The sequence below is a fragment of the Haladaptatus sp. QDMS2 genome, assembly GCF_029338295.1.
Lineage (GTDB): Archaea > Halobacteriota > Halobacteria > Halobacteriales > Halococcaceae > QDMS2.
In genome coordinates this window covers 590,342-612,861 of sequence record NZ_CP119791.1, presented here as the reverse complement: position 1 = coordinate 612,861, position 22,520 = coordinate 590,342, and the positions used below count along the sequence as shown (strand labels likewise).

At 62.6% G+C, this 22,520-nt stretch carries 23 protein-coding genes and 1 tRNA gene; 11 read left to right on the top strand and 13 right to left on the bottom strand.

The features are described from left to right. Nucleotides 1-5: 5 nt before the first annotated feature. Together P1M51_RS03300 and P1M51_RS03295 are read left to right on the top strand one after the other, a co-directional pair. Nucleotides 6-281, top strand: a complete 276-nt coding sequence (locus P1M51_RS03300) for a winged helix-turn-helix domain-containing protein (protein ID WP_276246770.1) — start codon at nt 6-8, stop codon at nt 279-281. A 12-nt stretch (nt 282-293) separates the two neighbouring features. Then, nucleotides 294-584 carry a hypothetical protein gene (locus P1M51_RS03295; protein WP_369685111.1) on the top strand — a complete coding sequence of 97 codons (291 nt, stop codon included), beginning with the start codon at nt 294-296 and terminating at the stop codon, nt 582-584. 6 nt (nt 585-590) lie between these two features. On the opposite strand, the gene P1M51_RS03290 is transcribed toward P1M51_RS03295, so the two are convergent. Both P1M51_RS03290 and P1M51_RS03285 read right to left on the bottom strand, forming a co-directional pair. Further along, nucleotides 591-1,961 carry a polysaccharide deacetylase family protein gene (locus P1M51_RS03290; protein WP_276274814.1) on the bottom strand — a complete coding sequence of 457 codons (1,371 nt, stop codon included), beginning with the start codon at nt 1,959-1,961 and terminating at the stop codon, nt 591-593. A 361-nt stretch (nt 1,962-2,322) separates the two neighbouring features. Beyond that, entirely contained in the window at nt 2,323-5,424 is a 3,102-nt protein-coding gene (locus tag P1M51_RS03285; RefSeq protein ID WP_276246767.1) for an adenosylcobalamin-dependent ribonucleoside-diphosphate reductase, read from the bottom strand. A 367-nt stretch (nt 5,425-5,791) separates the two neighbouring features. On the opposite strand from P1M51_RS03285, the gene P1M51_RS03280 reads away from it, so the two are divergent. Beyond that, the gene (locus tag P1M51_RS03280) at nt 5,792-5,965 is read left to right on the top strand and encodes a hypothetical protein (RefSeq protein ID WP_276246766.1); all 174 of its coding nucleotides are present in this window, start codon (nt 5,792-5,794) and stop codon (nt 5,963-5,965) included. On the opposite strand, the gene trpG is transcribed toward P1M51_RS03280, so the two are convergent. Genes trpG through trpD form a run of 4 tightly spaced genes read right to left on the bottom strand, consistent with a single transcriptional unit; the run spans nt 5,962 to nt 9,726 of the window. Beyond that, entirely contained in the window at nt 5,962-6,531 is a 570-nt protein-coding gene (trpG, locus tag P1M51_RS03275; RefSeq protein ID WP_276246765.1) for an anthranilate synthase component II, read from the bottom strand. The genes P1M51_RS03280 and trpG overlap by 4 nt on opposite strands. Next, nucleotides 6,528-8,081, bottom strand: a complete 1,554-nt coding sequence (trpE, locus tag P1M51_RS03270) for an anthranilate synthase component I (RefSeq protein WP_276246764.1) — start codon at nt 8,079-8,081, stop codon at nt 6,528-6,530. Before trpE ends, trpG begins: the two co-directional genes overlap by 4 nt. Then, nucleotides 8,078-8,719: a phosphoribosylanthranilate isomerase gene (locus P1M51_RS03265; protein WP_276246763.1), complete on the bottom strand. Its 642-nt coding sequence runs from the start codon at nt 8,717-8,719 to the stop codon at nt 8,078-8,080. The genes trpE and P1M51_RS03265 overlap by 4 nt, the downstream gene beginning before the upstream one ends. Then, entirely contained in the window at nt 8,716-9,726 is a 1,011-nt protein-coding gene (gene trpD / locus P1M51_RS03260) for an anthranilate phosphoribosyltransferase (RefSeq protein WP_276246762.1), read from the bottom strand. Before trpD ends, P1M51_RS03265 begins: the two co-directional genes overlap by 4 nt. 266 nt (nt 9,727-9,992) lie before the next feature. On the opposite strand from trpD, the gene P1M51_RS03255 reads away from it, so the two are divergent. Continuing rightward, nucleotides 9,993-10,067 (top strand) — tRNA-Val (locus P1M51_RS03255). A gap of 225 nt (nt 10,068-10,292) precedes the next feature. Here P1M51_RS03255 and P1M51_RS03250 read toward each other — a convergent pair. After that, nucleotides 10,293-10,526, bottom strand: coding sequence for a hypothetical protein (locus P1M51_RS03250; protein ID WP_276246761.1), 234 nt, complete (start codon nt 10,524-10,526; stop codon nt 10,293-10,295). Nucleotides 10,527-10,669: 143 nt separating this feature from the next. On the opposite strand from P1M51_RS03250, the gene P1M51_RS03245 reads away from it, so the two are divergent. Next, nucleotides 10,670-11,104, top strand: coding sequence for a VOC family protein (locus P1M51_RS03245; RefSeq protein ID WP_276246760.1), 435 nt, complete (start codon nt 10,670-10,672; stop codon nt 11,102-11,104). Between the two features lie 55 nt (nt 11,105-11,159). On the opposite strand, the gene P1M51_RS03240 is transcribed toward P1M51_RS03245, so the two are convergent. The 3 genes from P1M51_RS03240 to P1M51_RS03230 form a co-directional block, all read right to left on the bottom strand. Next, nucleotides 11,160-11,369: a dodecin family protein gene (locus P1M51_RS03240; protein WP_276246759.1), complete on the bottom strand. Its 210-nt coding sequence runs from the start codon at nt 11,367-11,369 to the stop codon at nt 11,160-11,162. Between the two features lie 84 nt (nt 11,370-11,453). Further along, nucleotides 11,454-13,208, bottom strand: coding sequence for a hypothetical protein (locus P1M51_RS03235; RefSeq protein WP_276246758.1), 1,755 nt, complete (start codon nt 13,206-13,208; stop codon nt 11,454-11,456). Then, nucleotides 13,201-13,962 carry an ABC transporter ATP-binding protein gene (locus P1M51_RS03230; protein ID WP_276246757.1) on the bottom strand — a complete coding sequence of 254 codons (762 nt, stop codon included), beginning with the start codon at nt 13,960-13,962 and terminating at the stop codon, nt 13,201-13,203. The genes P1M51_RS03235 and P1M51_RS03230 overlap by 8 nt, the downstream gene beginning before the upstream one ends. Before the next feature lie 107 nt (nt 13,963-14,069). Here P1M51_RS03230 and P1M51_RS03225 point away from each other — a divergent pair, with 107 nt between their 5' ends. Together P1M51_RS03225 and P1M51_RS03220 are read left to right on the top strand one after the other, a co-directional pair. Next, nucleotides 14,070-14,474 carry a CrcB family protein gene (locus P1M51_RS03225; RefSeq protein WP_276246756.1) on the top strand — a complete coding sequence of 135 codons (405 nt, stop codon included), beginning with the start codon at nt 14,070-14,072 and terminating at the stop codon, nt 14,472-14,474. A 41-nt stretch (nt 14,475-14,515) separates the two neighbouring features. Next, entirely contained in the window at nt 14,516-14,821 is a 306-nt protein-coding gene (locus tag P1M51_RS03220) for a CrcB family protein (protein ID WP_276274989.1), read from the top strand. Here the strand turns inward: P1M51_RS03220 and P1M51_RS03215 are convergent. Next, on the bottom strand, nt 14,813-15,127 hold the full coding sequence (locus P1M51_RS03215) for a lycopene cyclase domain-containing protein (RefSeq protein ID WP_276246755.1): 315 nt from the start codon (nt 15,125-15,127) through the stop codon (nt 14,813-14,815). The two genes, P1M51_RS03220 and P1M51_RS03215, sit on opposite strands and share 9 nt — an antisense overlap. Nucleotides 15,128-15,224: 97 nt before the next feature. Between P1M51_RS03215 and P1M51_RS03210 the strand changes: the two genes are divergently transcribed. Further along, on the top strand, nt 15,225-16,367 hold the full coding sequence (locus P1M51_RS03210; RefSeq protein ID WP_276246754.1) for a CBS domain-containing protein: 1,143 nt from the start codon (nt 15,225-15,227) through the stop codon (nt 16,365-16,367). A gap of 23 nt (nt 16,368-16,390) precedes the next feature. Here P1M51_RS03210 and radB read toward each other — a convergent pair whose 3' ends face one another. After that, entirely contained in the window at nt 16,391-17,080 is a 690-nt protein-coding gene (radB, locus tag P1M51_RS03205; RefSeq protein ID WP_276246753.1) for a DNA repair and recombination protein RadB, read from the bottom strand. Between the two features lie 80 nt (nt 17,081-17,160). Between radB and P1M51_RS03200 the strand changes: the two genes are divergently transcribed. Next, on the top strand, nt 17,161-17,904 hold the full coding sequence (locus P1M51_RS03200; RefSeq protein WP_276246752.1) for a hypothetical protein: 744 nt from the start codon (nt 17,161-17,163) through the stop codon (nt 17,902-17,904). Here the strand turns inward: P1M51_RS03200 and larC are convergent. Beyond that, entirely contained in the window at nt 17,901-19,304 is a 1,404-nt protein-coding gene (gene larC, locus P1M51_RS03195; protein ID WP_276246751.1) for a nickel pincer cofactor biosynthesis protein LarC, read from the bottom strand. The genes P1M51_RS03200 and larC overlap by 4 nt on opposite strands. Nucleotides 19,305-19,487: 183 nt before the next feature. Between larC and P1M51_RS03190 the strand changes: the two genes are divergently transcribed. Together P1M51_RS03190 and P1M51_RS03185 are read left to right on the top strand one after the other, a co-directional pair. Beyond that, nucleotides 19,488-21,710, top strand: a complete 2,223-nt coding sequence (locus P1M51_RS03190; RefSeq protein ID WP_276246750.1) for a CDC48 family AAA ATPase — start codon at nt 19,488-19,490, stop codon at nt 21,708-21,710. Nucleotides 21,711-21,987: 277 nt separating this feature from the next. Continuing rightward, the gene (locus P1M51_RS03185) at nt 21,988-22,380 is read left to right on the top strand and encodes a putative quinol monooxygenase (protein WP_276246749.1); all 393 of its coding nucleotides are present in this window, start codon (nt 21,988-21,990) and stop codon (nt 22,378-22,380) included. The last annotated feature ends 140 nt before the right edge of the window (nt 22,381-22,520 follow it).

The following is a 22,520-nucleotide window of genomic DNA, read 5'->3' as shown; positions in this document are numbered from 1 at the left end:
GACCGATGGAAAAGGTGCTGTGGTACCTGCTCGTGGGCATGCGAGGGGGCGCAAACCGCGTCCGCATCATCAGAACCCTCTCAGAACGCCCCCACAACGCGAACCAACTCTCGACGGAACTCGACGTGGACTACAACACGATACGCCACCACCTCGACATGCTGGTCGAACACGGCGTCGTCGAACCGGGCGGGGACGGCTACGGTGCGCTCTACTTCCTCACGGACCAGTTCGAGCACCACCGGGACACATTCGAACGAATCACCGACCAAATGGAGTGACTCACGATGGCAATGGGAACTGAACTACTGATCGCAAGCACGCTCGCAGGACTCAACATTCTCCTGCTCGCGGCGCTCACCTTCGTGTGGGCGCGCAACTATCGGACGTTCCGGACGAACACCATCCTCGGCCTCATCGCCTTCGGCGCGGTGATGCTCGTAGAGAACGCCATGGCGCTGTATTTCTTCTTCACCATGCAGATGTTCTACGGCTCCGACCCGACGGTTCAAGGGGCGGTCGCCGTCCTGCGTGCGCTGCAGTTCGTCGCGCTCGTCTTCCTGACGTGGGTCACGGTCAAGTGAGCGCAGTCAGGGGCCAGTTTTTCGCAACTCCCACAGGTCGGAGAAGGTAATCACCTCGATGCCCTGCTTCTCCGTGATGTGCTGGAGGAGTTTTTCGTAGTCCGCAACCGGCATCGTGTGCCGTTTCTTGAAGTGATGGAAGTTGAGGATTGCACACTGGTTGTGCGCGGCGGCCATATCGACTGCCCGCTTCGAGATGTCGAGGTCGTGGCCGATGGTTCGCGGGAGGACGAGCGGGTCGAAGCCGTAGACGCTCGTCGTGTTGGTACTTCCCGACTGATTCATTCCACCCATATAGTGGTACTCGGAGATGGTGTCGAGGGCGGCCCGGTCGAAGTCGTTTGCCGGGTAGACGATGAAGTCCGCTCCCTCGAACTCGCGGTCGACGAGCCACTGCTTGTTGCGTTCGAGTTTCTCCGCGAGGCGGTCGGGCGAAATCTCGGAGAATCGCTTCTGGATGGTCGCGTGGGAGACGATTTCGTCGCCTGCCTCCTGTCGTTCGCGAATCTGTGCTTCGGTCATGAACGAGACGCCGGGCGACTCCTCTGCGTAGGGTGGATAGGCGTGAACCGCAGGCACGTCGTATTCGTCGTGCAGCGGCGCACCCTGCTCGTAGAAGTTGGTGAAGCCGTCGTCCCAACTCAGTACGACGTAGCCGGTGTCCGCCTTCGGGACGACGCGCATGTCGTCCAGCCACGAGTTCGTGTCCGTGTCTGCGGTGTTGATGACCTCGACGTGGAGGCGTTCGACCTGCGAGAGGTCGGGGTCCGTCTCGCTCGTCTTGAACACGCCTGGACACGTCCGGAACCAGCCGACGTCCGGTGGCCGGTAGGTGACGCTCCGGAGTTCGAGCACCGCCCAGTTGTCGTCGGCGTCGTAGGCGTAGACGAGCACGGCCACTTTCCCCGGGTTCTCCGAGCGAAACTCGAACGACAGGTCGTTTTCGGCCAGGTTCAGCGGCGTTTCGAGGTGGCGGTCGAAAACCGCTTTCTCGTCCGCCGGACCAGTCACTCGCATGCTCTGGGACCCGGTGACGTACGTTTCTGTGTCCACCGAGAGTTTGCCTTCGACCGCCTGCCACGACGAGAGGTCTTCGAAGTCGTCGAACGAGTCGCCGGGCGACCCAAACCGCTCTCGGGAATTGTATTCGGTGTGGAGCGCGAGTTCGGGCTCGGGCGTCCCCGTTTCCGTCTCCGGTCGTGGTTCGAGGTCTGTCTGGGGGTTGCCAGTCGTCGGCTTAGATTCCGTGTCCCTGTCCGAAAACAAGGGAACGCGGTCAACACAGCCAGCGAGCGACCCGAGAATCGCAGACCCCGTGAGCGAAAGGAGCCTGCGGCGGGTGCTATTGGAGGGAGACGAACTGCGGGGGGAGGGCATGAACCGATGTCAAAGAGCCAACTGTAAAAACTTGTTGGATTACTAACTAATAGTGTCGGAAACACTATCACTCGGCGGGTTTGACCGGACCGGCCAGTCAGTTAGTCGGTCACAGCAACACTAAATTTCGGCAGAACAACTAATCTCGCCCACCGTTTCGAATCAGACCGCTCTGGAGTGACGCACATGGACTCTGTTAGACCTATTGACAACATTCAAATTTCGTCGGTAGAGCGGTTGTAAACAATCGAGAATCCGCGTTTCCGACCGTCATTCTGGTTGCCGCTTAACGATAGCAGGCCACGCCTTGCCAGTCACGGCGTGAGAAAAATCGGAGAAGTCGCGTTCCGCTATGGTTCGCTTAACTGCACTCGGACCAGCCACAGGATTCGCAGGTCTTGCAGCCTTCAGAGAAGTAGAGCGTCATCGAGCCACAGTCGGGACACTCCGGACTCTCGCCGGCGTCGATGAGCGACTGCGTCGCGTCGTCGTCGGCTGGCTTCGCGGCTGCGCCACCGTCGGTCTCCGTGTCGTCGGCTTGTGGCGCGCTCTCTTTTGCAATCTCGGCGAGGTTGCGCTGCTGTGGGTAGGTCTTGTCGATTTCGCCGTCCAGATACCGGCGCATCGCGGTGCCGATGGCGTCCGGGATGGACTGAATCTGTTCGCCCTTGTCCCAGGCGATTTTCGGCGAGCGGATGCCTTTCAGTTCGCCAGCAATCTCTTCTGGGTCGACGCCCGAACGCAGGGCGGTGGAGACGGTCTTCGCGAGCGACTCGGTGAAGCTCGCGGTGAACCCGCCAGAGTTGCCGATGTTCGCGAACAGTTCGAACGGTCGGCCCTGTTCGTCCTCGTTGATGTTGACGTACAGTTTGCCGTAGCCGGTCGAAATGCGCTGGGTGACGCCGTAGAGGACGTCCGGGCGCGGGCGCTTCTCGGCGTAGAGATTGCCCTTCGCGGCCGAGGCGGCGACGGAGTCGAGTTGCGCGTCGAGTGCGGCTTTGACCTCCTCGTGGTCTAAGAACTCCTCCATCGACCCGAAGACCTCCGTAATCTGCTCGACGATGGCTTCTGCGGCCTCGTCGTCGTCGGCGAAGTCTGCGTTCTTCGCCCGCGTCGTGAGCACCTGCTTGCTGCGGGTGCCGTCGCGGTAGACGGTGACGCCCTTCCCGCCGTTGTCGTAGATGTAGCGGTACACCTCGTCCATGTCTTCCTTGCTCGCGGAGTTCGGGAAGTTGCAGGTCTTCGAAATCGCCGAGTCCACGCCAGCCTGTGCGGCACACTGGACGCCTGCGTGTTCGAGGCCGGTGAGGTCTGCGGTGACGACGAACAGTTCGCCAATCGCGTCAGGGACCGTCGAGAGCGACGTGACGCCCTCGAAGGTGTTGCTTTGCATCTGCTCGACTGCTTCCTCCTGTACGGCCTCGGCGTCGATGTCGTTTGCCTCCAAAACGCGCAGGAAGTAGTCGTCGAACTCGACGAGCATCTCGTCGCCCTGCACGTCGTCGGAGACGTTCTTGAAGTAGGCGACGTTGTAGATTGGCTCGATGCCTCCGGTCGTGTTGCCGACCATGGATGTCGTCCCGGTCGGGGCGACTGTCGTCGTGTTGTGGTTGCGAATTGAGAAGCCGTCTGCCCACTCGTCGGCCGAGAGGCCGGTGTGGTGTTCGAACCAGTCGCGGTACTCGGTCGGGTTCGCGTACTTCGAATCTCCCCAGTCGTTGAACGACCCGCGGTCTTCCGCGAGTTCGTGGGAGGCCCACTTCGAGCCGTGGTTGATGTGCATCATGAGCTGGCGGACGAGTTCGTTGCCCTCCTCAGAGCCGTAGCGGATGCCAAGCTGGATGTAGAGTTGGGCGAGACCCATGACGCCGAGGCCGATTTTCCGCATGTTGCGGACCTTCTCTTCGATTTTCGGCACCGGGAAGTCGGACATGGTGACGACGTTTTCGAGGAAGCGCGTCCCCCACTCGATGCGGTGGTCGAACTCGTCCCAGTCGATGGCGTCGGCGAGGAACGCCTGCATGGCCTCCTCGGTCGAGCCGTAGTTCTCGCCGTGCTCGTCGTACCAGACGCGCCAGTCGGGCGCGTCGAGGTCGGCGATGGTAGAGAGATTGATGTGGCCGAGGTTACACGCCTCGTATTCTTCGAGCGGCTGTTCGCCGCATGGATTCGTCGCGAGGATGCGGTGGTCTGGGTGTTTCTCGACGTCGAAGGAGTGCTCCTTGTTGACGCGCTCTAAGTAGATGACGCCGGGTTCGCCGTTCTCCCACGACCCGTCGATGATGTGGTCCCAGATTTCGACGGCCGGAATCTTGAGTTCCTCGCCAGGGGTGACGTAGTGACCGAGACCGTAGCGGTCGTACATCTCCTTGGTCTCTTTCGTGGCGATGTGTGGCTGTTCGGTGCGTGGGTTGGTGAAGACGAACTCCTCCTCGTTGTAGAGTGCGTCCATGAAGTCGTCGGTGATGCCCACCGAGATGTTGAAATTAGAAAGATGGCCCTCGACGGCGTTGCGCAGGTGCTTTGGCACCCGCCCTTCCTCGTCGATGAGGGTGCGAGCTTCTTCGAGCGCCTCGTTGAAGCTCGTGTACGTGTAGTCGTCTGGGTCGTTGAGACGGAGCGTGACCGCGAGCGAGACGTCCTTGTTCTTCGCGTGGAGAAATTCGATGACGTCCGGGTGACTGACGCGCATGACGCCCATCTGTGCGCCACGGCGCGTCCCACCCTGCGCGATGGTCTCGCACATCTGGTCGAACGTCCGCATGAACGTGATCGGACCGGAGGCGATGCCGCCGGTCGAACCGACTGCGTCACCGTACGGGCGGAGTTGCCAGAAGGCGTACCCCATGCCGCCGCCAGACTGGAACACTTCTGCGGCCTCCATGGCCGTCTTGTGGATGTCCGTGAGGTCGTCTGCGGGCGAATCGACGAAACAGGCAGAGAGTTGCTGGAGTTCGTCGCCCGCGTTCATCAGTGTCGGCGAGTTCGGGATGAAATTGAGCCCCTCCATCAGGTCCTGGAACTCGGTGCGGACGGATTCGACCGTCTCCTTGATTTCTGCAGGGAGTTCCGGGACGATGGTATCGTAGTCGAACTTGTTGACGTTGCGCTCGGTGAGGACGACCGTTACGTCGTCCGTGGCTTTTGTCCCGTCACCGAACACTTCCGCGGCGAGCTCGTCGCGGCGGGGGTGGCGGGGCTTCAGCTGCTCGGGGCGGGCGGTGAGTTCGATTCCGCGGTTTTCGGCCTCGTAGACGGCTTCTGCGAGTGCGATGTTCTTCGCGACGCGGACGAACAGGTCCTCCTGGGTCTCAATGAGGTCCCCGTTTGCGTCCTTGCGAAGGTATCGAGCAGGCAAGATGTTGTTGTACGCATTCGCGGTCATCCGGTCTGCGAGCGTCTCACCATCGGTTCGTTTTCGTGGCAGGGTAATCTCGTCGGCGGAGAGGTTTGCGCGGCTCATAACTCCCCTCGACAACCGACAGAGGCACTCTGTCGGGCGATACGACTTTCAAAGTGTGGCATCATACGCGACATTTGTAACGGCGATTTTGTACTGAGTCCACCCAAATAACCCTTTGGCATTCGCGATTTTCAGGGCAATTGGGAAGTTGTAACTCAGCTGTTTATTTCACACCTCCATTGCGGGAGATGTTGCTGATTTTGGCTCCACTTGTAGGTACGCGTGTGACACTAATAACCCTCACCAGACCGGGGTGAAAGTGAATCATTTCGCGAATAATCGGCAGAGTGAGGGGATGGTTCAGCAGAAACGATGGGGGGTTTTCAGCCCATACGATTATCCGTCGCCATCTCATACCGGTCGTATCATGATTCCACTCGCGCTCGAAGGCCTCACGTCGCCGCCGGCGCTGCTCATGACGCTCGTGTTACTGGCAGCGATGGTACTCGTGGGTCGGGTGCTCCTTCACATCGCCTGGAAACTTCTCCTGCTCGCCATCGGCGCGGTGGCGATACTCTGGGTGCTCGGCGTCTTCCTCTAAACGCCCGCGAGAAAGTTCTCGATGACGTCGTGACCCCGTTCGGTGAGCACGCTTTCCGGATGAAACTGCACACACTCGAGTGGATACTCGGTGTGCCTGACGCCCATCACGAGGTCGTCGTCCGACCGCGCAGCCACGGTAAAACAGTCTGGCACCGCAGTCGCGACGAGCGAGTGATAGCGCCCGGCGCGAAAGCCCTGCGGTAGCCCCGAAAAGACCCCCGCCCCGTCGTGCGAGATGGCCGAGGCTTTCCCGTGGACGGGAAATGGCGCACGACCGATCTCCCCGCCGTACTCGTAGACGGCGGCTTCGAGCCCCAGACAGACGCCGAGCGTCGGAATCTCGGGGCTCAGTTCCCGAAGCACCGCTCGCGTGACCCCCACGTCACGCTCGTTTTTCGGGTGCCCCGGCCCCGGACTGAGAATCAGGGCGTCCGGGTCTGCGGCCCGAATTTCGTCGAGAGAGACTGTATTCTTCACGACCGTCGTCTCCGCGTGCGTGCTCACGTACTCGACGAGGTTGTAGGTGAACGAGTCGAAGTTATCGACGAACAGCACCTCGGTCATGGCGTCACCTCAGGCAGTTCGAGCCGCTCGATGGCGGCGAGGACGCCGCCCATCTTCTTTTCTGTCTCCTCGTACTCGCTCGCCGGGTCCGAGTCGGCGACGATGCCAGCGCCAGCCTGAATCGTCACCCGGTCTGTCTCCCCGTGGTCGATGGTCGCCGTCCGAATGACGATGGCGAAGTCCGCGTCTCCCGTCCACGAGTAGTAGCCGACGCCGCCGCCGTAGAGGCCGCGCGGCCCGGCTTCGAGGTCGTGGATGAGTTCCATCGCCCGGACTTTGGGCGCACCGGAGAGCGTTCCCGCCGGGAAGGACGCCCGCGTCGCGTCGAAGGCGTCGTACTCGGGAGCCAACCGTCCCGTGACGGTGCTCTCGATGTGCTGGACGTGGGAATATTTGAGGACGTTCATGAACTCCTCGACCCGGACGGACCCGGGTTCTGCCACCCGGCGGACGTCGTTTCGCGCGAGGTCCACGAGCATCGTGTGCTCCGCCCGTTCCTTGTCGTCCGCGAGCATCTCGCCGGCTAGTCGGCGGTCCTCGCCGGGACTCCCACCGCGCCCGCACGTCCCCGCGATGGGGTTGCTCACGACGGTATCGCCGCTGACAGAGACGAGCGTCTCCGGACTCGCGCCGACGACGCTCAGGTCGCCCGCACGCAGGAGGTACATGTAGGGCGAAGGGTTGACCTCTCGAAGCGCGGCGTAGAGCGCCTTCGGGTCCACGTCGCCCGTGAGTTCGCGCTTTCGGGAGATGACGCCCTGATAGATGTCGCCGTCGAGGACGTGTTCTTTCGCCCGGTCGACGGCCGCCTCGTACTCGTCGCGTGGGTCTGCGTGTTCGTCTTCGCGGGTGAACCGACCAAGGGAGACGGCGTCCGCCGCTTGCAGGCGGGATTCGACGCGGGCCGCCTCCGCGACGAGGTCGTCGTAGAGGTCTCCAGCGTCGGTGTCCGGAGTGACGACCGGCGTGAACACCAGCGAAATCGACTCCTCTGCGTGGTCGAAGACGACCGTCTTCGTAGAGAGAACGAACTGTGCGTCCGGCAGTGGGCACGCGGGTCGTTCGACGCCCACTTCGTCCAGCCAGAGGTCGTACACCGCATCGTACGAGATGAACCCGACCAACCCGCCCTGAAGGTGCTGGCGGCCAGCGGCCTCGAAGCCGCGAAGCGGGAGGTCAGGGAGCGTTTCACATAGTGTGTCGAGGACGTCTCCCTCACCCGGCGGCGAGAGCGAGGCAAGTGCGCCGTCGAACCCTTCTGTCGTAGCTTCGTTTGGCGAAATCGTCACGACACCGTCTGGGTCGTAGCCCACGAAGGAGTAGCGGGCGTGGCGGTCGTCGGTGTCTGGGGAAAACGCGCCGGCTGGGTCGCTCGAGGCGACCTTCTCTGCGCTTTCGAGGAGGAACGAGTAGTCGCCCTCTGCGAGTTCCGCGTGCGCAGCGAGCGGGTCGATGTTCGCGTCCAGTTCGACGGCGAGTCGCACAACCGCAGGGCGCTCCTCTGCTGCGAGCGCGACGAATGCATCGCGCGTGAGCGAACGGGTCGTCACCGAACCATCACCTGCCGGTGGGTGGCGCGGACAAAGGCGTGTAATTTCTCGTGGTCCTTGTGGCCCGGTCTCGTCTCGACGCCGCTCGCGACATCGACGGCGAACGGGCTGACCTGGTCAATGGCCGTCGCGACGTTCTCGGGCGTGAGGCCACCTGCGAGGACGACCGGTGCGTCGATAGACGCGACGAGGCCAGCGGTCTGTGACCAGTCTGCGGTGGTTCCCGTACCGCCCGCGCCCTGCTCGTCGACGGAATCGACGAGGAGCGCGTCCGCGACGGCAGCGTACTTCGGTACGCGGGCGTCGTCCGCCTCTACGCGCTGGACGACGGTGACGTTCGTCCGGCGACTGATTTCGCCCACTTCGTCGGGAGTGAGTGTCGTGTGGAGTTGGACCGCGTCCGGTTCGACCCGGGCGACGAGGGAACAAACCCGGTCGACGGATTCCGGCATGGTGACGAGCACGCTGGTGACGAACGGCGGCGTCGCCTGGGCGAGCGTTGCTGCTTCGTGCGGGTCGACTTCGCGAGGTGTCTCGACTGGGACGTCACAGATGAAGCCGACGGCGTCCGCACCCGCCGTAACTGCGGCCTGCAGGTCGTCTTCTGTCGTGAGTCCGCAGATTTTCACCCGCGTCATGCCACCACAGTCTGGCGGAGTTTGTTCAGTTTTTCCAGCGCGGCACCGGAGTCGATGGCCTCGCGTGCGCGGTCGACGCCGGCTTCGAGCGACGTGGCCTCCCCGGAGATGTAGATTGCCGCGCCAGCGTTCGCGAGGATGATGTCACGTTTCGCGCCCGTAACCTCGCCTGCGACGATGCCCTCGAGGTCGCGGGCGTTGGCTTCGGGCGTGCTCCCGGCGACGGCTTCGATTGGGTGTGCCTCGAGGCCGAGGTCGGCGGGCGTGATGGTGTACTCCTCGATGTCCTCGCCCGTGACCTCCGCGACGACTGTCTCGTCGTGGATGGCGATTTCGTCGAGACCAGCGCCGTGGACGACGAGTGCGCGTTCGACGTCCATGTGCGAGAGAGCGCGGGCGATGACGGGTACGAGGTCGGGGTCGTAGACGCCGATGACCTGTGCGTCGGCCCCGGCAGGGTTGGTGAGCGGTCCGAGGACGTTGAAGATGGTCCGGATGCCGAGTTCGCGGCGTGGGCCGATGACGGCCTTCATCGCCGGGTGGAACACCTGCGCGAGCATGAAGCCGATGCCGTCGCGTTCGATGGCCGCCTCCACGTCCGCGGGGTCTGCCTTCACGTTCACGCCGAGCGTTTCGAGCACGTCCGCACTCCCCGACGACGAGGAGACGGAGTAGTTGCCGTGTTTCGCGATGGCGACGCCCGCGCCCGAGGCCACGACGGCACTCGTCGTGGAGACGTTGATGGTGTCGTAGTCGTCGCCGCCGGTCCCACAGGTGTCCACGAGCGGCTTGCCGTTTCGTGCCGGTTCGATGGTGAGTGCGGCCTCTCGCATGCCCTGTGCGAAGCCCGCGATCTCGTCCTCCGTCTCGCCCTTGGCCCGGAGCGCGGTGAGCAGCGCCCCCATCTGCGCCTCCGTCGCGCCGTCGAAGATGCGCGTCGCCGCTTCTCTGGCCTGTTCGATGGTCAAGTCCTCGCCCTCCGTCACACGCTCGATAAATTCCCTCATTGTATCACCAATGTACTTCTTTGTCTTACAATGTACAAATTCGTACATCAACTTAAGCGTGTCGCCGTGTCGTCGATGGCACTGGTGAGGCGTGTGCGCATCGCTGGCGAGAATTGTGTCTTCGAGGCGGGAGAATCGTGATTCGTCGTGGTTCGAGGAATGGTAGGAGAAAAACGCACTCCGGCGGCGGTGTATTCGCTCCCGATTCGAAACCTTCAATTACCCCGGCGGGTTACGAAGGAATGCAGTTGGAAGCACACCAGCAAGGGTTCGTGGTCTAGGCTGGTTATGACACCTCCTTGACATGGAGGAGATCGGCAGTTCAAATCTGCCCGAACCCACTCACTTATCTCAGCGCAAATCCGACGAGCACAGCGAGTCGGCTGCGCTGAGTGACGTTTTGACGTGAGGGCAGTTTGAACCAGGGAGCGAGCAGAGCGAGCGACCGTGGTTCAACATCTGCTCGAACCTACTACTTTCTGATGGCACTCAACTCAGATTGAATTTGGGAGCACTAGCGACCGAGGTTCAAATCTACCAAGAAACAATCGAAGTTCCAGCCGTCTTCACTCCGCCTCGACTCGTCCCGGCAATCGTTGTCGGAACTTGGGGAGGAACACCGGGAGCAGAAGGATGCCGACCCCGACGAACACCAGGACTCCCATGTTGAAGGGAACGCCAACGGCCCCCAGCGCGAAGGTGATGGCAAGCGTGATGGCGAGCGTCACCCCGACGTACAGCCAGAATACGAGGACGACGGGCATGTAGCCGTGGGTAGGGGAGGGGACATCGTACAGCATACTTGAGGGGTTGACAGGAGAGAACAAGTGCTTTCGGGTGGCTCAGACGGGCAAAATCACCACCTCTGAAAATCACTTTCACTCCGCACTTGGCGCACGAATAACCCCACTTCCGTCGTACTCAATTTGCGGAGGAAGTCACCATGAGCAAGACCCAGATGAGCCCGATTTCGGGCCTGACCCACGCGTCGTTAATCGTCGAAGACCAGGATGCCGTTCTCGCGTTCTACACGGAGAAACTCGGCTTCGAACTGAAGGCTGACATCCCAATGGAGGAGGAGGGCGACCGGTGGGTGACCATCGCCGTACCGGGACAGGAGGGCGTTGAAATCGCACTACACGACATCTCGTGGTACGGCGGACGAGACGAGGAACAACTGCGTCCCCTCGTGGGAAACAACCCGATGCTCGTCTACGCGGTGGAGGACTGTCAAGCCGCCTACGAGGACCTGCGCGCTCGGGGCGTCGAGTTCGTTAGCGAGCCAAAAACGCAAGACTACGGCACCGAGGCCATCGCAAGAGACGTGGAGGGGAACACCCTGTTCCTCGTCGAGTCGAATCCCGACTACGGGATGTAAAAACTGGAGCCCGTACCCCCATTGCCAACTCCCCTTCGGACGTATTTTTTCGCGGTTACATTTCCTCGTGGACTGGGAAGGCGATTTCCACCGTCGCCTTGTACATCACGATTTCCCCGTTTTCTACGTCTGCCGTCCAATCTTCGACTTCGACGCCGTGGATGTCTTCGACCGACTTGGCGGCTACTTTGACGGCCTCCTTCGCGGCGGCTTCCCAGGATTCAGACGACGTGCCGAGCACTTTGATGATTTTTACAGCGGTCATTGCCCCTGCTAGTTCGACCGACCGAGCAATAAAATGTGTTACTGGGTTTTGATAAGTTGTACGTCATGTAGGCCGCCACAGTGGCTACGCGATGGTGTATCGGTTGAAACGGGTAACCGCGTTGCGGTACCCGACGAGTGCGAGCAAGCAGGCGAGCGCCATTGGGACGGCGTACCCGCCCCACCGAACCGCGGAGAGCGAGAGGTCGGTGATGTGGGGGCCAACGCCCGCGAACCAATATGCCGGACCAGAGAGCACGGAAAGTCCCTGGTTCGCCAGGATGGAGAGAATCGCCCCGGGGATGAGCGAGAAGACGACTCTGGCGAGCATTCGCGCCGTCGCGGGAACGAGTAGCGACGCCGCGGCCACCGCGCCGAGACCGGCCGTAGACAGCGAGTAGAGCGCCACAGCCGACAGGCTCGGGGGAACGATGTCGCGGCTGCGGCGGGTCGTTATCGCGCTGAACCGAGGAAACCGCATGCCGATAGCGGGTGCGAGCGCGACCGCACAGAGCGTGAGGAGCGCACTCAACGCGGTGAGTGCGCCGATTTGTCTCAGTGAGTAGGGGCTGACCAGCCCCGACACCGCAGGCAGGGCGAGCGCGAGTGGCAAACAGAGCAGGAGTCCAGGGGAGGCGAGGCCGCGGACGTAGTGACTGCCAGAGGGGATGGCGGTCAGCGTTCCCGGCAGCAGGGCGCCTTCATCGCCGAGTGGGTTCAGCGCGAACAGGCCGCCTGCGAGCCATGGAAGGAGGAGCGCGAGTGCCGGCGGCGCGACCAAGCGGAGCAGTTCCGGGTTCCTGACCACCGGGCCGAGGAAACTCGTGAGGAAAATCAGTGGGAAAAACAGGAACAAGAGCCGATGAGGGTCTCTGCGGGTTCGAACGAGCGCGAGCTGGGCCACGCGGCGGGTCGGCTGGCTCAGGATACCAGCCGGTATCGAGAGCGGGTGGGTCGCTTCGGCGAGCGAATCGGCGGTCGGAGCCGTCGCGCGAGCGGGTTCAGCAGGCGTTTCGTCCGGGTCTACCGGGTCGGTGAACCACAGTTCTGCGGTGATGCGTTCGACTAGCCAGCCACCGCCGACGACGAGACAACCGACGGTGAGCAGGCCACCGACTACTCGGAGGGGTGAACTCGCGATGGGCGAGCCGAGCGTCACGACGTCGATGAACCAGCCGAAGGGCGTCCACGCGAGGAGTGCTACCGACGGACCCTGTGGAATCTGAAAGACGAAATAGCCACCCATGGCGAGGAGGGCCGCGACCGACCCGAGGACGGTCTTGTGGCGGGCGACGAAGCGGGATTTGGCGACGAGCAACGCGCCGCCGAATCCGAGGACGGCCCCGACGATGACGGCGGTGAGCACCCAGACCAGCACCGCGACGGGGAGTGAGACGAGGAGCAGGGGGGCACGAAGCCCGTAGACGACCGCCCCGGAGAGGAGCAGCGACGGGAGCGTGAGGTAGGTGGCCGCCCGGAAGAACTCGGCGATGACGAGGCCGGTGGCGATCGCGCGAGTCGAGACGGTCGCACGCATGAGTTCGTCTGCGTCGATGCGCGGGCGCTGAGAGCTGATTCGCTGGGTGAACAAGAACACGGCGAAGAACCAGAACAGCGACAGCGTCCCGTAGACTGTCGCGGGGAGTTCGATGGGCGTCGAAACGTCCCGAAGGACGACCGCGAAGAAGAACGCACCTGCGGACATGAACAGGGTCATCGCGACCAGTCCGAAGCCGATGAGCGCGAAGCGCGCCCGGTCTGCGCGAAGCGCCCGGACGGTCCGGCGAAATTCGGTGCGTCCGATGGAGCCGCCCTGCCTGAGCCAGTCCGCCTCAGGCATCGGTCGCTCCGTCTTCGGGCCGCAGTTCGTCCGTCACTTCGAGGAACGCCTCCTCGAGGGTGCGCTCCTCGCCGGTTTCGGCCCGGCGCGTGAGCGTCTCGGGTGCCCCCTCAGCGACGAGTTTCCCGTCGGCGAGGACGCCGATGGTATCCGCGAGTTCCTCGACGACGGGGAGAATGTGCGTAGAGAGGAAGATGGTCGTCCCTTCGTCTGCGTACGCGGTGATTAGCTCGCGCAGCGTCCGCGCCGCGCGGGGGTCGAGGCCACTCGTCGGTTCGTCGAGCAGGAGGACGGGCGGGTCGTGGAGGACGGCCTGAACGAAGGCGAGTTTCTGGCGCATCCCTTTCGAGTACTCGCCGATGGGTTCTCCGGCGTCGGCAGCGAGGTCGAGTCGTGAGAGGAGGTCGTCGGCGCGTGCTCGCGCCGTTTCCGGGTCTAAATCCCTGAGACCGGCGATGTAGTCGAGTTGCTCGAATCCGGTCAACTCGTCGTAAAGGGGCGGTTCTTCGGGGAGGTAGCCGAACTGCGACCGAATCGCAGTGCGGTTGTTCGCCTCGATGCCGTTGATGCGGACCGTGCCGCTCGTCGGGCGCGTGAGGCCCGTGAGCATCCGCATTGTGGTCGTTTTTCCTGCGCCGTTCGGGCCGAGAAAGCCGTACACGGTGCCGGCGGGAATCGAGAGGGAGAGGGCGTCGACGGCCGTTGTCTGCCCGTATCGCTTCGTGAGGGCAGCTGCATCGATGGTGGAGGACATCGTTTCAGTGCAAACTACCAACTTGTGGTTAGCTATTTGACAGTATTGGTCTCGCCCGTGACTTCACCACAATCTTATACTGGCCTCACCCACCCTCGAATAGTCGCATGAGTAGAGACCACCCCCTCGCGACCGCAGAAGCACTCACGCTCATCGCGGTGGGGGGCTTTGCGGGTGCGAACCTTCGCTACGCCACGAGTACGGTGCTCCCGGGGATTCCGGGCACGCTGGTCGTGAACGTCGTCGGCAGTCTGCTGCTCGGCTTTTTCGTCTACGAACAGCGATTTCTCGGCGTCGTCTCCCGACCACTTCGCCTCGCCATGACGACCGGATTTCTCTCCTCGCTCACGACCTACTCCACGTTCGCCGTCGAGACGGCGCTCTCGCCGGAACTCGCGCTGGTGAACGTCGTCGCGAACTACGCACTCGGCTTCGCCGCCGTGTTCGTCGGACGGTTCCTCGCACAATCCCTCCCCGGTGCCACCCCGGGGAATCGAGAGGTGGAGTCGTGAATCCCGCGTACCTCGTCGGTCTCGGCGGAGCACTCGGCGCGATGGCCCGCTACCTCGTCGCGGGACGAGTCCCCGAGGGACGACTGCCCTATGGCAACCTCACCGTCAACGTCGTCGGGAGTTTCGTCCTCGGGACGCTCACCTTCGTCGGTGTGGGCGACGACGTCATGCTCCTCGTCGGGACAGGGGCCTGTGGCGCGTTCACGACGTTCTCGTCGTTCTCGGTCGAGACGAGTCTGCTCTGGGAGCGTGGCGAACACGGACTCACGGCCCTGAACGCGGCGGGGAATCTCGCGGCCTGCTTGCTGGCGGTCGGTACGGGCTGGCTCGTCGCCGCCCTACTCTGAGTCGTCGAGCCGCTTTTTCAGTGACTCGTGCGTGCCGATGACCATCGCTGGCACGACGAGCATGAAGATGTGTTCCTCGATGGGAATTCCTAGCAAATCGACCCCCGTTCGGAGCGGAATCGCGAAGACGCCGACGGTGAGCGTATACCAGTCCCAGACGTACGCGAAGGGGTAGAGAACCGCGACGGTTCTGGCCGCCGCTCGCCAGGCGTTCGAGTACCAGAGAAGAACAAGCGCCACCGACCCCCAGAGGAGTTCTGTGACGAGATACGTGTACGGGCCGAACACCCCAATGTCCGGTATCACTCGGTGTGATAGGGACTCGCACGATATAGGTCTTGTCGCCGGGTTGGCCCTAGATTTCATTAGGCCTGCGCACCTTTGACAATCTGGGGATGAATTGATGGACATTGCTGATATTGCCACTAACGATTTTGTCGAAGTCGATGTCGACCAGCGACTGGGTAAAGTGCGGTCAATTTTCGAACGGGAGAACCCGAAGGGTATCATCGTCACGAACGACGGCGAGTACGCCGGCCTCGTGACCCAGCGCGAACTGCTCCAGTCACACGTCGAAGACTCGACGAAAGTGGCCGCGTTGATGAAGTCCGCCCCGAAGGTCGAACGAACCACCAACATCCGCGAAGTCGCCCGGATGCTGGTCGAAGGCGGGACGAAAGTCGCCCCCGTCTTCGAAGCCGATGCGCTCTGGGGAATCGTCACCGCAGACGCCATTCTGGAAGCCGTCCTGGAGAACTTAGACGTCCTCACCGTCGACCAGATCTATACCGATAACGTCGTCTCCGTCCACGAGACAGACCGGGTCGGGCAGGCCATCAACCTCCTGCGCGAACACGGCGTCTCCCGCCTCCCCGTGGTCAACGACGACGGCCACTTGACCGGGATGGTCACGACCCACGACATCGTCGATTTCGTCGTTCGCGACATGAACAAAGCGACGACGGGCGAGCGCTCCGGCGACATCGAGCGAATGCTCGACCTGCCCGTTTACGACATCATGAGCAGTCCCGTGCGCACGATTACGCTCGGCGCGTCTGTGCGTGACGCCGTCTCCGGGATGCTCGAAAACGACTACGCAGGCCTCGTCGTCACGCCCGAGGAGAACGACAATCTCATCGCCGGCGTGCTGACCAAGACCGACGTCCTGCGTGCACTGAGTTACACGGAGGAAGAACACCTCGACGTCCAGATTACCAACGTCAACCTGCTCGAAACGCTCAGCCGCGACGAGATTCGCGAGAGCATCGAAGCCGTCGTGGACAAGTACCAGCGGATGACGGTCCAGCACGCCCACGTTCGGTTCCACGAACACAAGGAGAAACTCCGCGGCACCCCGCTCATCCAGTGTCAGATTCGCATTCGGTCTGACCGCGGCCAGGTAGCCGGCTCCGGCGAAGGCTACGGCGCAGAGAACGCCTTCTACGTCGCACTCGATAAACTCGAACGCAACGTCATCGAGATGAAAGACATGCGTTCAGACGAGATTTACAAGGGGCAGTTGCTTCGTAAACTCGGCGAATTATAGAGAACACCCCGCAGTCTCGTTTTTTAGATGTCGTCCACGCCGACGAGCCCCTGCTGTGTAATCTGGAATCGCGCCGACTCACCGGTCGCTTTCGCCCGGTGTTTCTCGATGGTCGCCCGGCGATTGCCGCCGCGGAACCGGTCGAGGCGGAGGACCGTCCCCGTCCAGTGGGCGAGGGTGTGTCCGCCGAGGGGTCGCGCTGAATCTCCCTCAGGGTCGGTGAATACCTGATTGGTGATGACCACGGCGAGGTCGTGTTTCCGGGCCAGTGACAGCAAGTGCGTCATCTGTCTGGCGACCTTCCTGAGGGCCTCGCCTTCCTCCTCGGTCGTCCGTTCGAGGCGGTAGAAACCGGTCGCGCTGTCGAGGACGATGAGGTCCGCGCGGGCGGCGAGCTCAGTCGCATCCCGGACCGCAGCCTCCTGTTCTGCGAAGTCGTGGGCCTCGGAGATGACGATGTTGGCGGCGAGTTCGGAGACATCTTCACCCCGGCCCTCCGCGAGTTGCTGAAATCGGTCGATGGAGAGCCCTTCCGTATCGATGTAGAGGACGGTCCGACCGGCGGCAGCGGTTTCGACGGCCGCGGCGAGCGCCAGATTGGTCTTTCCGGACGCTGGCGGGCCGTAAATCTGGGTCACGGTGCCGCGCTCGAAGCCGCCGCCGAGCAACGAATCGAGTGGAGCACAACCAGTCGGAACGGGCTCGTTAGACACAGGTTTCCTTTTGCCGTCTTCAGCAAAAAGGGTCCGGTCTGCCGAAGGATTTAGTCACCTGGGGCGCAGATAGTAGGGGAGTGATAGTCGTCGCTACTGCGGATTTCGAAGTGTATCACGAGGCGGTTGCGGAACTGCGCGAGCGCGGGGTGCAGTTCACCACCATCGAACCCGACGACGACCTGCCAGCAGGGACGAAGGTCGTCATCACAGGCGAAAACGACGAGGTGGCGACCGACGTGAGCGTCGTCAGAACGACGGGAGACGAGTGCCGACAGGCCGTCGAGGAGGCGCTTGCACTCATGCGAAGCGGCGGCGGCCGCACCATCGTCGGCATCGACCCCGGCGAACGCCCCGGCATCGCGGTGTTGAACGGTGAGATGATCATCGCCACGTTCCACGTCCCACTGGCGCAGGCCGCAGCAATCATCCTGAAAGAAATCGAGGGTGCGGTCGACCCGCTCGTCAGAATCGGCGATGGCGCGCGATTACAGGGGGCAAAACTCATCGACGACCTGGACGGCATTCCCATCGAACTCGTAGACGAGACTGGTACGACTCCCTACCTCGGGACGGGTGCGCGAGGGATGGGCGACGTCATCGCCGCCATCAACATCGCCCACCTCTCGGGCGAACGCGTGACCGAGCGCACCATCGAACCGACCGCCGGGGAGTTACAGGTCATCAAAAACCGCTCGCGCGAGCAATCCGATGAGAACCGAACCATCGGGGAAGCACTCGCCCGCCGAGTCGCGACGGGCGAACTCACGCTCGAAGAGGCACTCGTCGAACACAAAGCAGAAATCGACCGACGCGAGAATTAGGCGTCGTCGACGGCGTTCTCCGCCCGGCGCATGATTTCGCGGATTGGCAGGCCCGTCGCCTCCGCCACCGCCGCAGCGTCCTCGTACTCCGCGCTCACGTCATAGCGGACGTCGTCGGTGTCGGTCGCCAGCTTGACCGATACGTCGTACGTTTCGCCATCGATGTCGAGGGTGACCGTCTCGAAGTGTCGCTTGGCCGTCCAGCGATGGCGAACGACCATCTCGCGAACGCCGAGCGTGCCCGTCTCTTCTGCGAGTTTCCTCGCGACGCGGTCTGCGTCCTCCGCGCGGACGACGACCTTCACGAGGTGGCCGGGGCGTGCTTTCTTCATCGTCATCGGGATGATGCTCACGTCGAGCGCGCCGCGTTCGGAGAGTGCGTCCTGGAGGCCGCCGAGAATCTCGGGAGAAACGTCGTCCACGTTCGTTTCGAGAACGGTGATGGACTCCTGGACGAGGCCGCCGCGGGCCGCGCCGACCATCGCCCGCAGGACGTTCGGACGGTCTGGGAACGACCAGCCGCCAGCGCCGTAGCCGGACTGTTCGAGTTTCAGCGCGGGCAGGGAGTCGACACCCGTCGCGAAGTGGGCGAGAATCGCCGCGCCCGTAGGCGTGAGCAGTTCGGCCTCGACAGGACCGCCCTGCAGTTCCCAGTCGGCCTGCGCCGCAATTTCGACGACCGCAGGGGTCGGAATCGGATACCGCCCGTGGGCCATGTCCGCCTCGCCGCCGCCGACCGAAAGCGGCGTCGTCACGACTTGCTCGGGGGCGATGTCGGCGAAGAGGAGACACGCGCCCACCACGTCAGCGATGGCGTCGTCGGCACCGACCTCATGGAAATGCGTATCGTCCAAGTCGGTGTCGTGGACCGTCGCCTCGGCCTCACCGAGGATTTTGAAGACCGCTTTCGCGTCCTGCTCGACGGCCGTCGGGAGTTCCATCCGCTCGACGATTTCGATTACTTCGGCGTAGGTGCGGTGGGGGCCGGCACCTTCGGCGTGTGTGTGCCCGTGGCTGTGGTCGTGAGCGTGGTCATGTGAATGGGTATGACCGTGTTCGTGGCCGTGGTCATGTTCGTGGTCGTGTGCGTGGCCATGCTCGTGGGAATGGTCGTGTCCGTCCTCGTGGCTATGCTCGTGCTCCGTCTCGTCGTCCTCGTCGTAGTCGTAGCCCTCCGCATCCTCGTGGGTGCGGCGGGCAGCCTCCGGCTGGTCGGTGAGGAGGACGTCCACCTTCGTCGCCGAGATGCCGTTTTTGTCCACGGTTCGAACGTCGTAGCGGATGTCGAGCGCGGCTTCGACCGGCGCAAGGGCGTCGGGAGACGCACCCGCCGCCAGCAGCGCGCCGAGGAGCATGTCCCCGCTCGCTCCCATTCGGCCGTCGAACGCAACTGTTCGCATACGCGAGGGGACGCGGCCCGGTGAGAAAAGCACCCGGTATCGACGTGGCGTCAGACGCGTGTCAGCCGCTGGCAGGGACCCTGCGCAGGCAGGCGAAAACGTGATACCCCGTGAGTGCTGGGAGCAAAAAGCATATCGCCGTCGAAGACAGAGTATACTCATCTCCCCGAACGTGAAACTAGCATGAATGAAGTTCAACTAGAGGTCGCGAAAGCGTACCCAAATGACTCGGGCCGGGGCATCGCCCGCCTCGACCCGGATACGCTGTTACATTTGAAGCTCAGCCCGGGCGATATCATCCAAATCGAGGGCGGCGATGTGACGGCGGCGAAGGTGTGGCGGGCGGACCGGCAGGACTGGAACACTGATACGGTCCGTATCGACGGGTTCACCCGACAGAACGCAGACGTCGGCATCGGCGAGCGGGTCACCATCCGCAAAGCCGAGGCGAAGAAGGCAGAGAAACTGGTCCTCGCCCCACCAGAGGATGCGAGCGTCCAGTTCGGCTCCGACGCGGCCGGCATGGTCAAGCGCCAGATTCTGAAGCGCCCGGTGGTCGAGCGCGACATCGTCCCCGTAATGTCGAGCACGAACCACCCGTTCATGCGCTCTCCCGGCCAGGCCATCCCGCTCATCGCCGTCGAGACGGACCCAGAAGGCGTCGTCCTCATCACCGAGGACACGGAGGTCGAACTCCGCGAGGAGCCAATCAGCGGCTTCGAGAAGACCGGCGGTGGCATCACCTACGAGGACATCGGTGGCCTCCAACAAGAGATTCAGCGCGTCCGCGAGATGGTCGAACTGCCGATGAAGCATCCCCAGATATTCAAGAAACTGGGCATCGAGCCACCGCAAGGTGTGCTCCTGCACGGCCCGCCGGGGACGGGCAAGACGCTGCTCGCCAAAGCCGTCGCCAACGAAACCAGCGCGAGTTTCTTCTCCATCGCTGGTCCTGAGATTATCTCCAAGTACTACGGCGAATCCGAACAGCAACTGCGCGAAATCTTCGAAGACGCCGCAGAGGAGTCGCCATCTATCATCTTCATCGACGAACTCGACTCCATCGCGCCAAAGCGCGAGGACGTGACCGGGGAAGTCGAACGCCGCGTCGTCGCCCAGTTGCTCACGATGATGGACGGCTTAGAAGCCCGGGGCAACGTCATCGTCATCGCGGCGACCAACCGCGTCGATTCCGTGGACCCCGCCCTCCGCAGACCAGGCCGCTTCGACCGCGAAATCGAAATCGGCGTTCCCGACGAGGAAGGCCGCAAGGAAATCCTACAGGTCCACACTCGCGGGATGCCCCTCGCAGACGACGTGAGTCTCGACGGACTCGCAGAGGAGACCCACGGCTTCGTCGGTGCCGACATCGAGTCGCTCACGAAGGAAGCCGCGATGAAGGCCCTCCGGCGGTACCTGCCTGAAATCGACTTAGACGAAGAGGACATTCCGCCGTCGCTCATCGACCGCATGATTATCAAGTGGTCCGACTTCCGGGGCGCGCTCACGGAAGTGGACCCCTCGGCGATGCGCGAGGTGCTCGTCGAACTCCCGAAGATTACCTGGGACGACGTCGGCGGCCTCGCAGAGGCCAAGCAGAACGTCAAGGAGTCCGTCGAGTGGCCGATGAACTCACCCGAGAAGTTCACCCGCATGGGCATCGACCCACCAGCCGGTGTGCTGCTCTACGGCCCACCCGGCACGGGCAAGACGCTCATCGCGAAAGCCGTCGCAAACGAGACGAACGCGAACTTCATCTCGGTGCGCGGCCCGCAGCTGCTCTCTAAGTGGGTCGGCGAATCTGAGAAGGCCATCCGTCAGACCTTCCGCAAGGCGCGGCAGGTCGCCCCGACGGTCATCTTCTTCGACGAACTCGACAGCCTCGCGCCAAGCCGTGGCCGCGACGTGGGCTCGAACGTCTCAGAGCGCGTCGTCAACCAGCTCCTGACGGAACTGGACGGCCTCGAAGACCGTGGCAACGTCATGGTCATCGCCGCGACCAATCGCCCGGACATGATCGACCCCGCGCTCATCCGCTCGGGTCGCTTCGACCGCCTCGTCCTCATCGGCGAGCCAAGCGAAGAAGGCCGCGAGGAAATCTTAGAAATCCACACGAAGAACATGCCGCTCGCCGCGGACGTGAGCCTCAAAGAAATCGCCGAGATTACCGAGGGCTACGTCGGCTCCGACCTCGAATCCATCGCGCGTGAAGCCGCCATCCAGGCGCTGCGCGAGGACGACGACGCGGACGTCGTGGAGATGCGCCACTTCCGCAAGGCCATGGAGAACGTCCGCCCGACCATCAACGACGACATGATGGAGTACTTCGAGCGCATGAAAGACGAGTTCAAGGGCGGTGCGACGGAGCCGACTGCGGGTCGGCACTCCAGAATCGGCTTCCAATAGCAACTTTTTCTTCGTCGGGGTCGCTTCGCGACCCGCTCCTCGAAAAACTTGTTCTGCGAATCGGAGATTCGCGGAAGCAGCGAGACGGTGCGCGTCTCGCCCGCCATGAAAAAGGCCGCTCGCTTCGCTCGCGGTAGAACTGCTTGCCAGTGATTTTGTTCGGACTCTATGTTGAGAGATGAGACGACAATCCGCCACGAACACAAGTTGAATGCGCGGTTAAGCGTCTCGAAGGCGTAGTCCTACGTGGCGTTCAGGAGAACGCGAGGGGATAGAGATGGCAAACCCAATCGTATTTAGAAGCACGCATCGCATCAAGGACGGCAAAGCCGCCGAGTACAAGGAACTCATTCAGTCGGTGACGAAGCAGTTAGAACAGGACAAGCCCGGGACCGTCGTGCACCTCTCGTACTTCAACGAAGACGAGACGGAGGTGACCACGATTCACGTGTTCCCGGACGCGGCCGCGATGGACGCCCACATGGGCGGCGTCGATGACCGCGTAAAGAAGGCCGCAGAACTCCTCGAATTCAAGCTGTACGAAGTATTCGGTGAACCAAACGAGGAGGCACTCGCCGTATTAGAAGGGACGCCTGGGACTACGCTTACCCACATTCCGGACTTCGCGGGTGGATACCTCCGACCCGGAGCGACGCAACCGGCAGCGTGACTGACCACGTCTCAGTTTTATTCGAAAATGCGGTTCTGCGGTCGCGGTCCAGTTAGTCTACCGGTCACGAGCGAAGCGAGTGACCGGCCTTTTTCAGGCGTGTTTTTGCGCTGAGCGGTTCGCGCAGCGAACCCTAAGCG

Coding starts and splice junctions, on each gene's coding strand:
- P1M51_RS03250 (WP_276246761.1), bottom strand. CDS start 10,526: ATGCTGTACGATGTCCCCTCCCCTACCCACGGCTACATGCCCGTCGTC.
- P1M51_RS03230 (WP_276246757.1), bottom strand. CDS start 13,962: ATGTCCTCCACCATCGATGCAGCTGCCCTCACGAAGCGATACGGGCAG.
- trpD (WP_276246762.1), bottom strand. CDS start 9,726: ATGAGGGAATTTATCGAGCGTGTGACGGAGGGCGAGGACTTGACCATC.
- P1M51_RS03220 (WP_276274989.1), top strand. CDS start 14,516: ATGGCCCGCTACCTCGTCGCGGGACGAGTCCCCGAGGGACGACTGCCC.
- P1M51_RS03285 (WP_276246767.1), bottom strand. CDS start 5,424: ATGAGCCGCGCAAACCTCTCCGCCGACGAGATTACCCTGCCACGAAAA.
- P1M51_RS03235 (WP_276246758.1), bottom strand. CDS start 13,208: ATGCCTGAGGCGGACTGGCTCAGGCAGGGCGGCTCCATCGGACGCACC.
- P1M51_RS03290 (WP_276274814.1), bottom strand. CDS start 1,961: ATGCCCTCCCCCCGCAGTTCGTCTCCCTCCAATAGCACCCGCCGCAGG.
- P1M51_RS03245 (WP_276246760.1), top strand. CDS start 10,670: ATGAGCAAGACCCAGATGAGCCCGATTTCGGGCCTGACCCACGCGTCG.
- trpG (WP_276246765.1), bottom strand. CDS start 6,531: ATGACCGAGGTGCTGTTCGTCGATAACTTCGACTCGTTCACCTACAAC.
- P1M51_RS03295 (WP_369685111.1), top strand. CDS start 294: ATGGGAACTGAACTACTGATCGCAAGCACGCTCGCAGGACTCAACATT.
- P1M51_RS03210 (WP_276246754.1), top strand. CDS start 15,225: ATGGACATTGCTGATATTGCCACTAACGATTTTGTCGAAGTCGATGTC.
- P1M51_RS03300 (WP_276246770.1), top strand. CDS start 6: ATGGAAAAGGTGCTGTGGTACCTGCTCGTGGGCATGCGAGGGGGCGCA.
- P1M51_RS03240 (WP_276246759.1), bottom strand. CDS start 11,369: ATGACCGCTGTAAAAATCATCAAAGTGCTCGGCACGTCGTCTGAATCC.
- P1M51_RS03280 (WP_276246766.1), top strand. CDS start 5,792: ATGATTCCACTCGCGCTCGAAGGCCTCACGTCGCCGCCGGCGCTGCTC.
- P1M51_RS03265 (WP_276246763.1), bottom strand. CDS start 8,719: ATGACGCGGGTGAAAATCTGCGGACTCACGACAGAAGACGACCTGCAG.
- larC (WP_276246751.1), bottom strand. CDS start 19,304: ATGCGAACAGTTGCGTTCGACGGCCGAATGGGAGCGAGCGGGGACATG.
- P1M51_RS03185 (WP_276246749.1), top strand. CDS start 21,988: ATGGCAAACCCAATCGTATTTAGAAGCACGCATCGCATCAAGGACGGC.
- P1M51_RS03225 (WP_276246756.1), top strand. CDS start 14,070: ATGAGTAGAGACCACCCCCTCGCGACCGCAGAAGCACTCACGCTCATC.
- P1M51_RS03190 (WP_276246750.1), top strand. CDS start 19,488: ATGAATGAAGTTCAACTAGAGGTCGCGAAAGCGTACCCAAATGACTCG.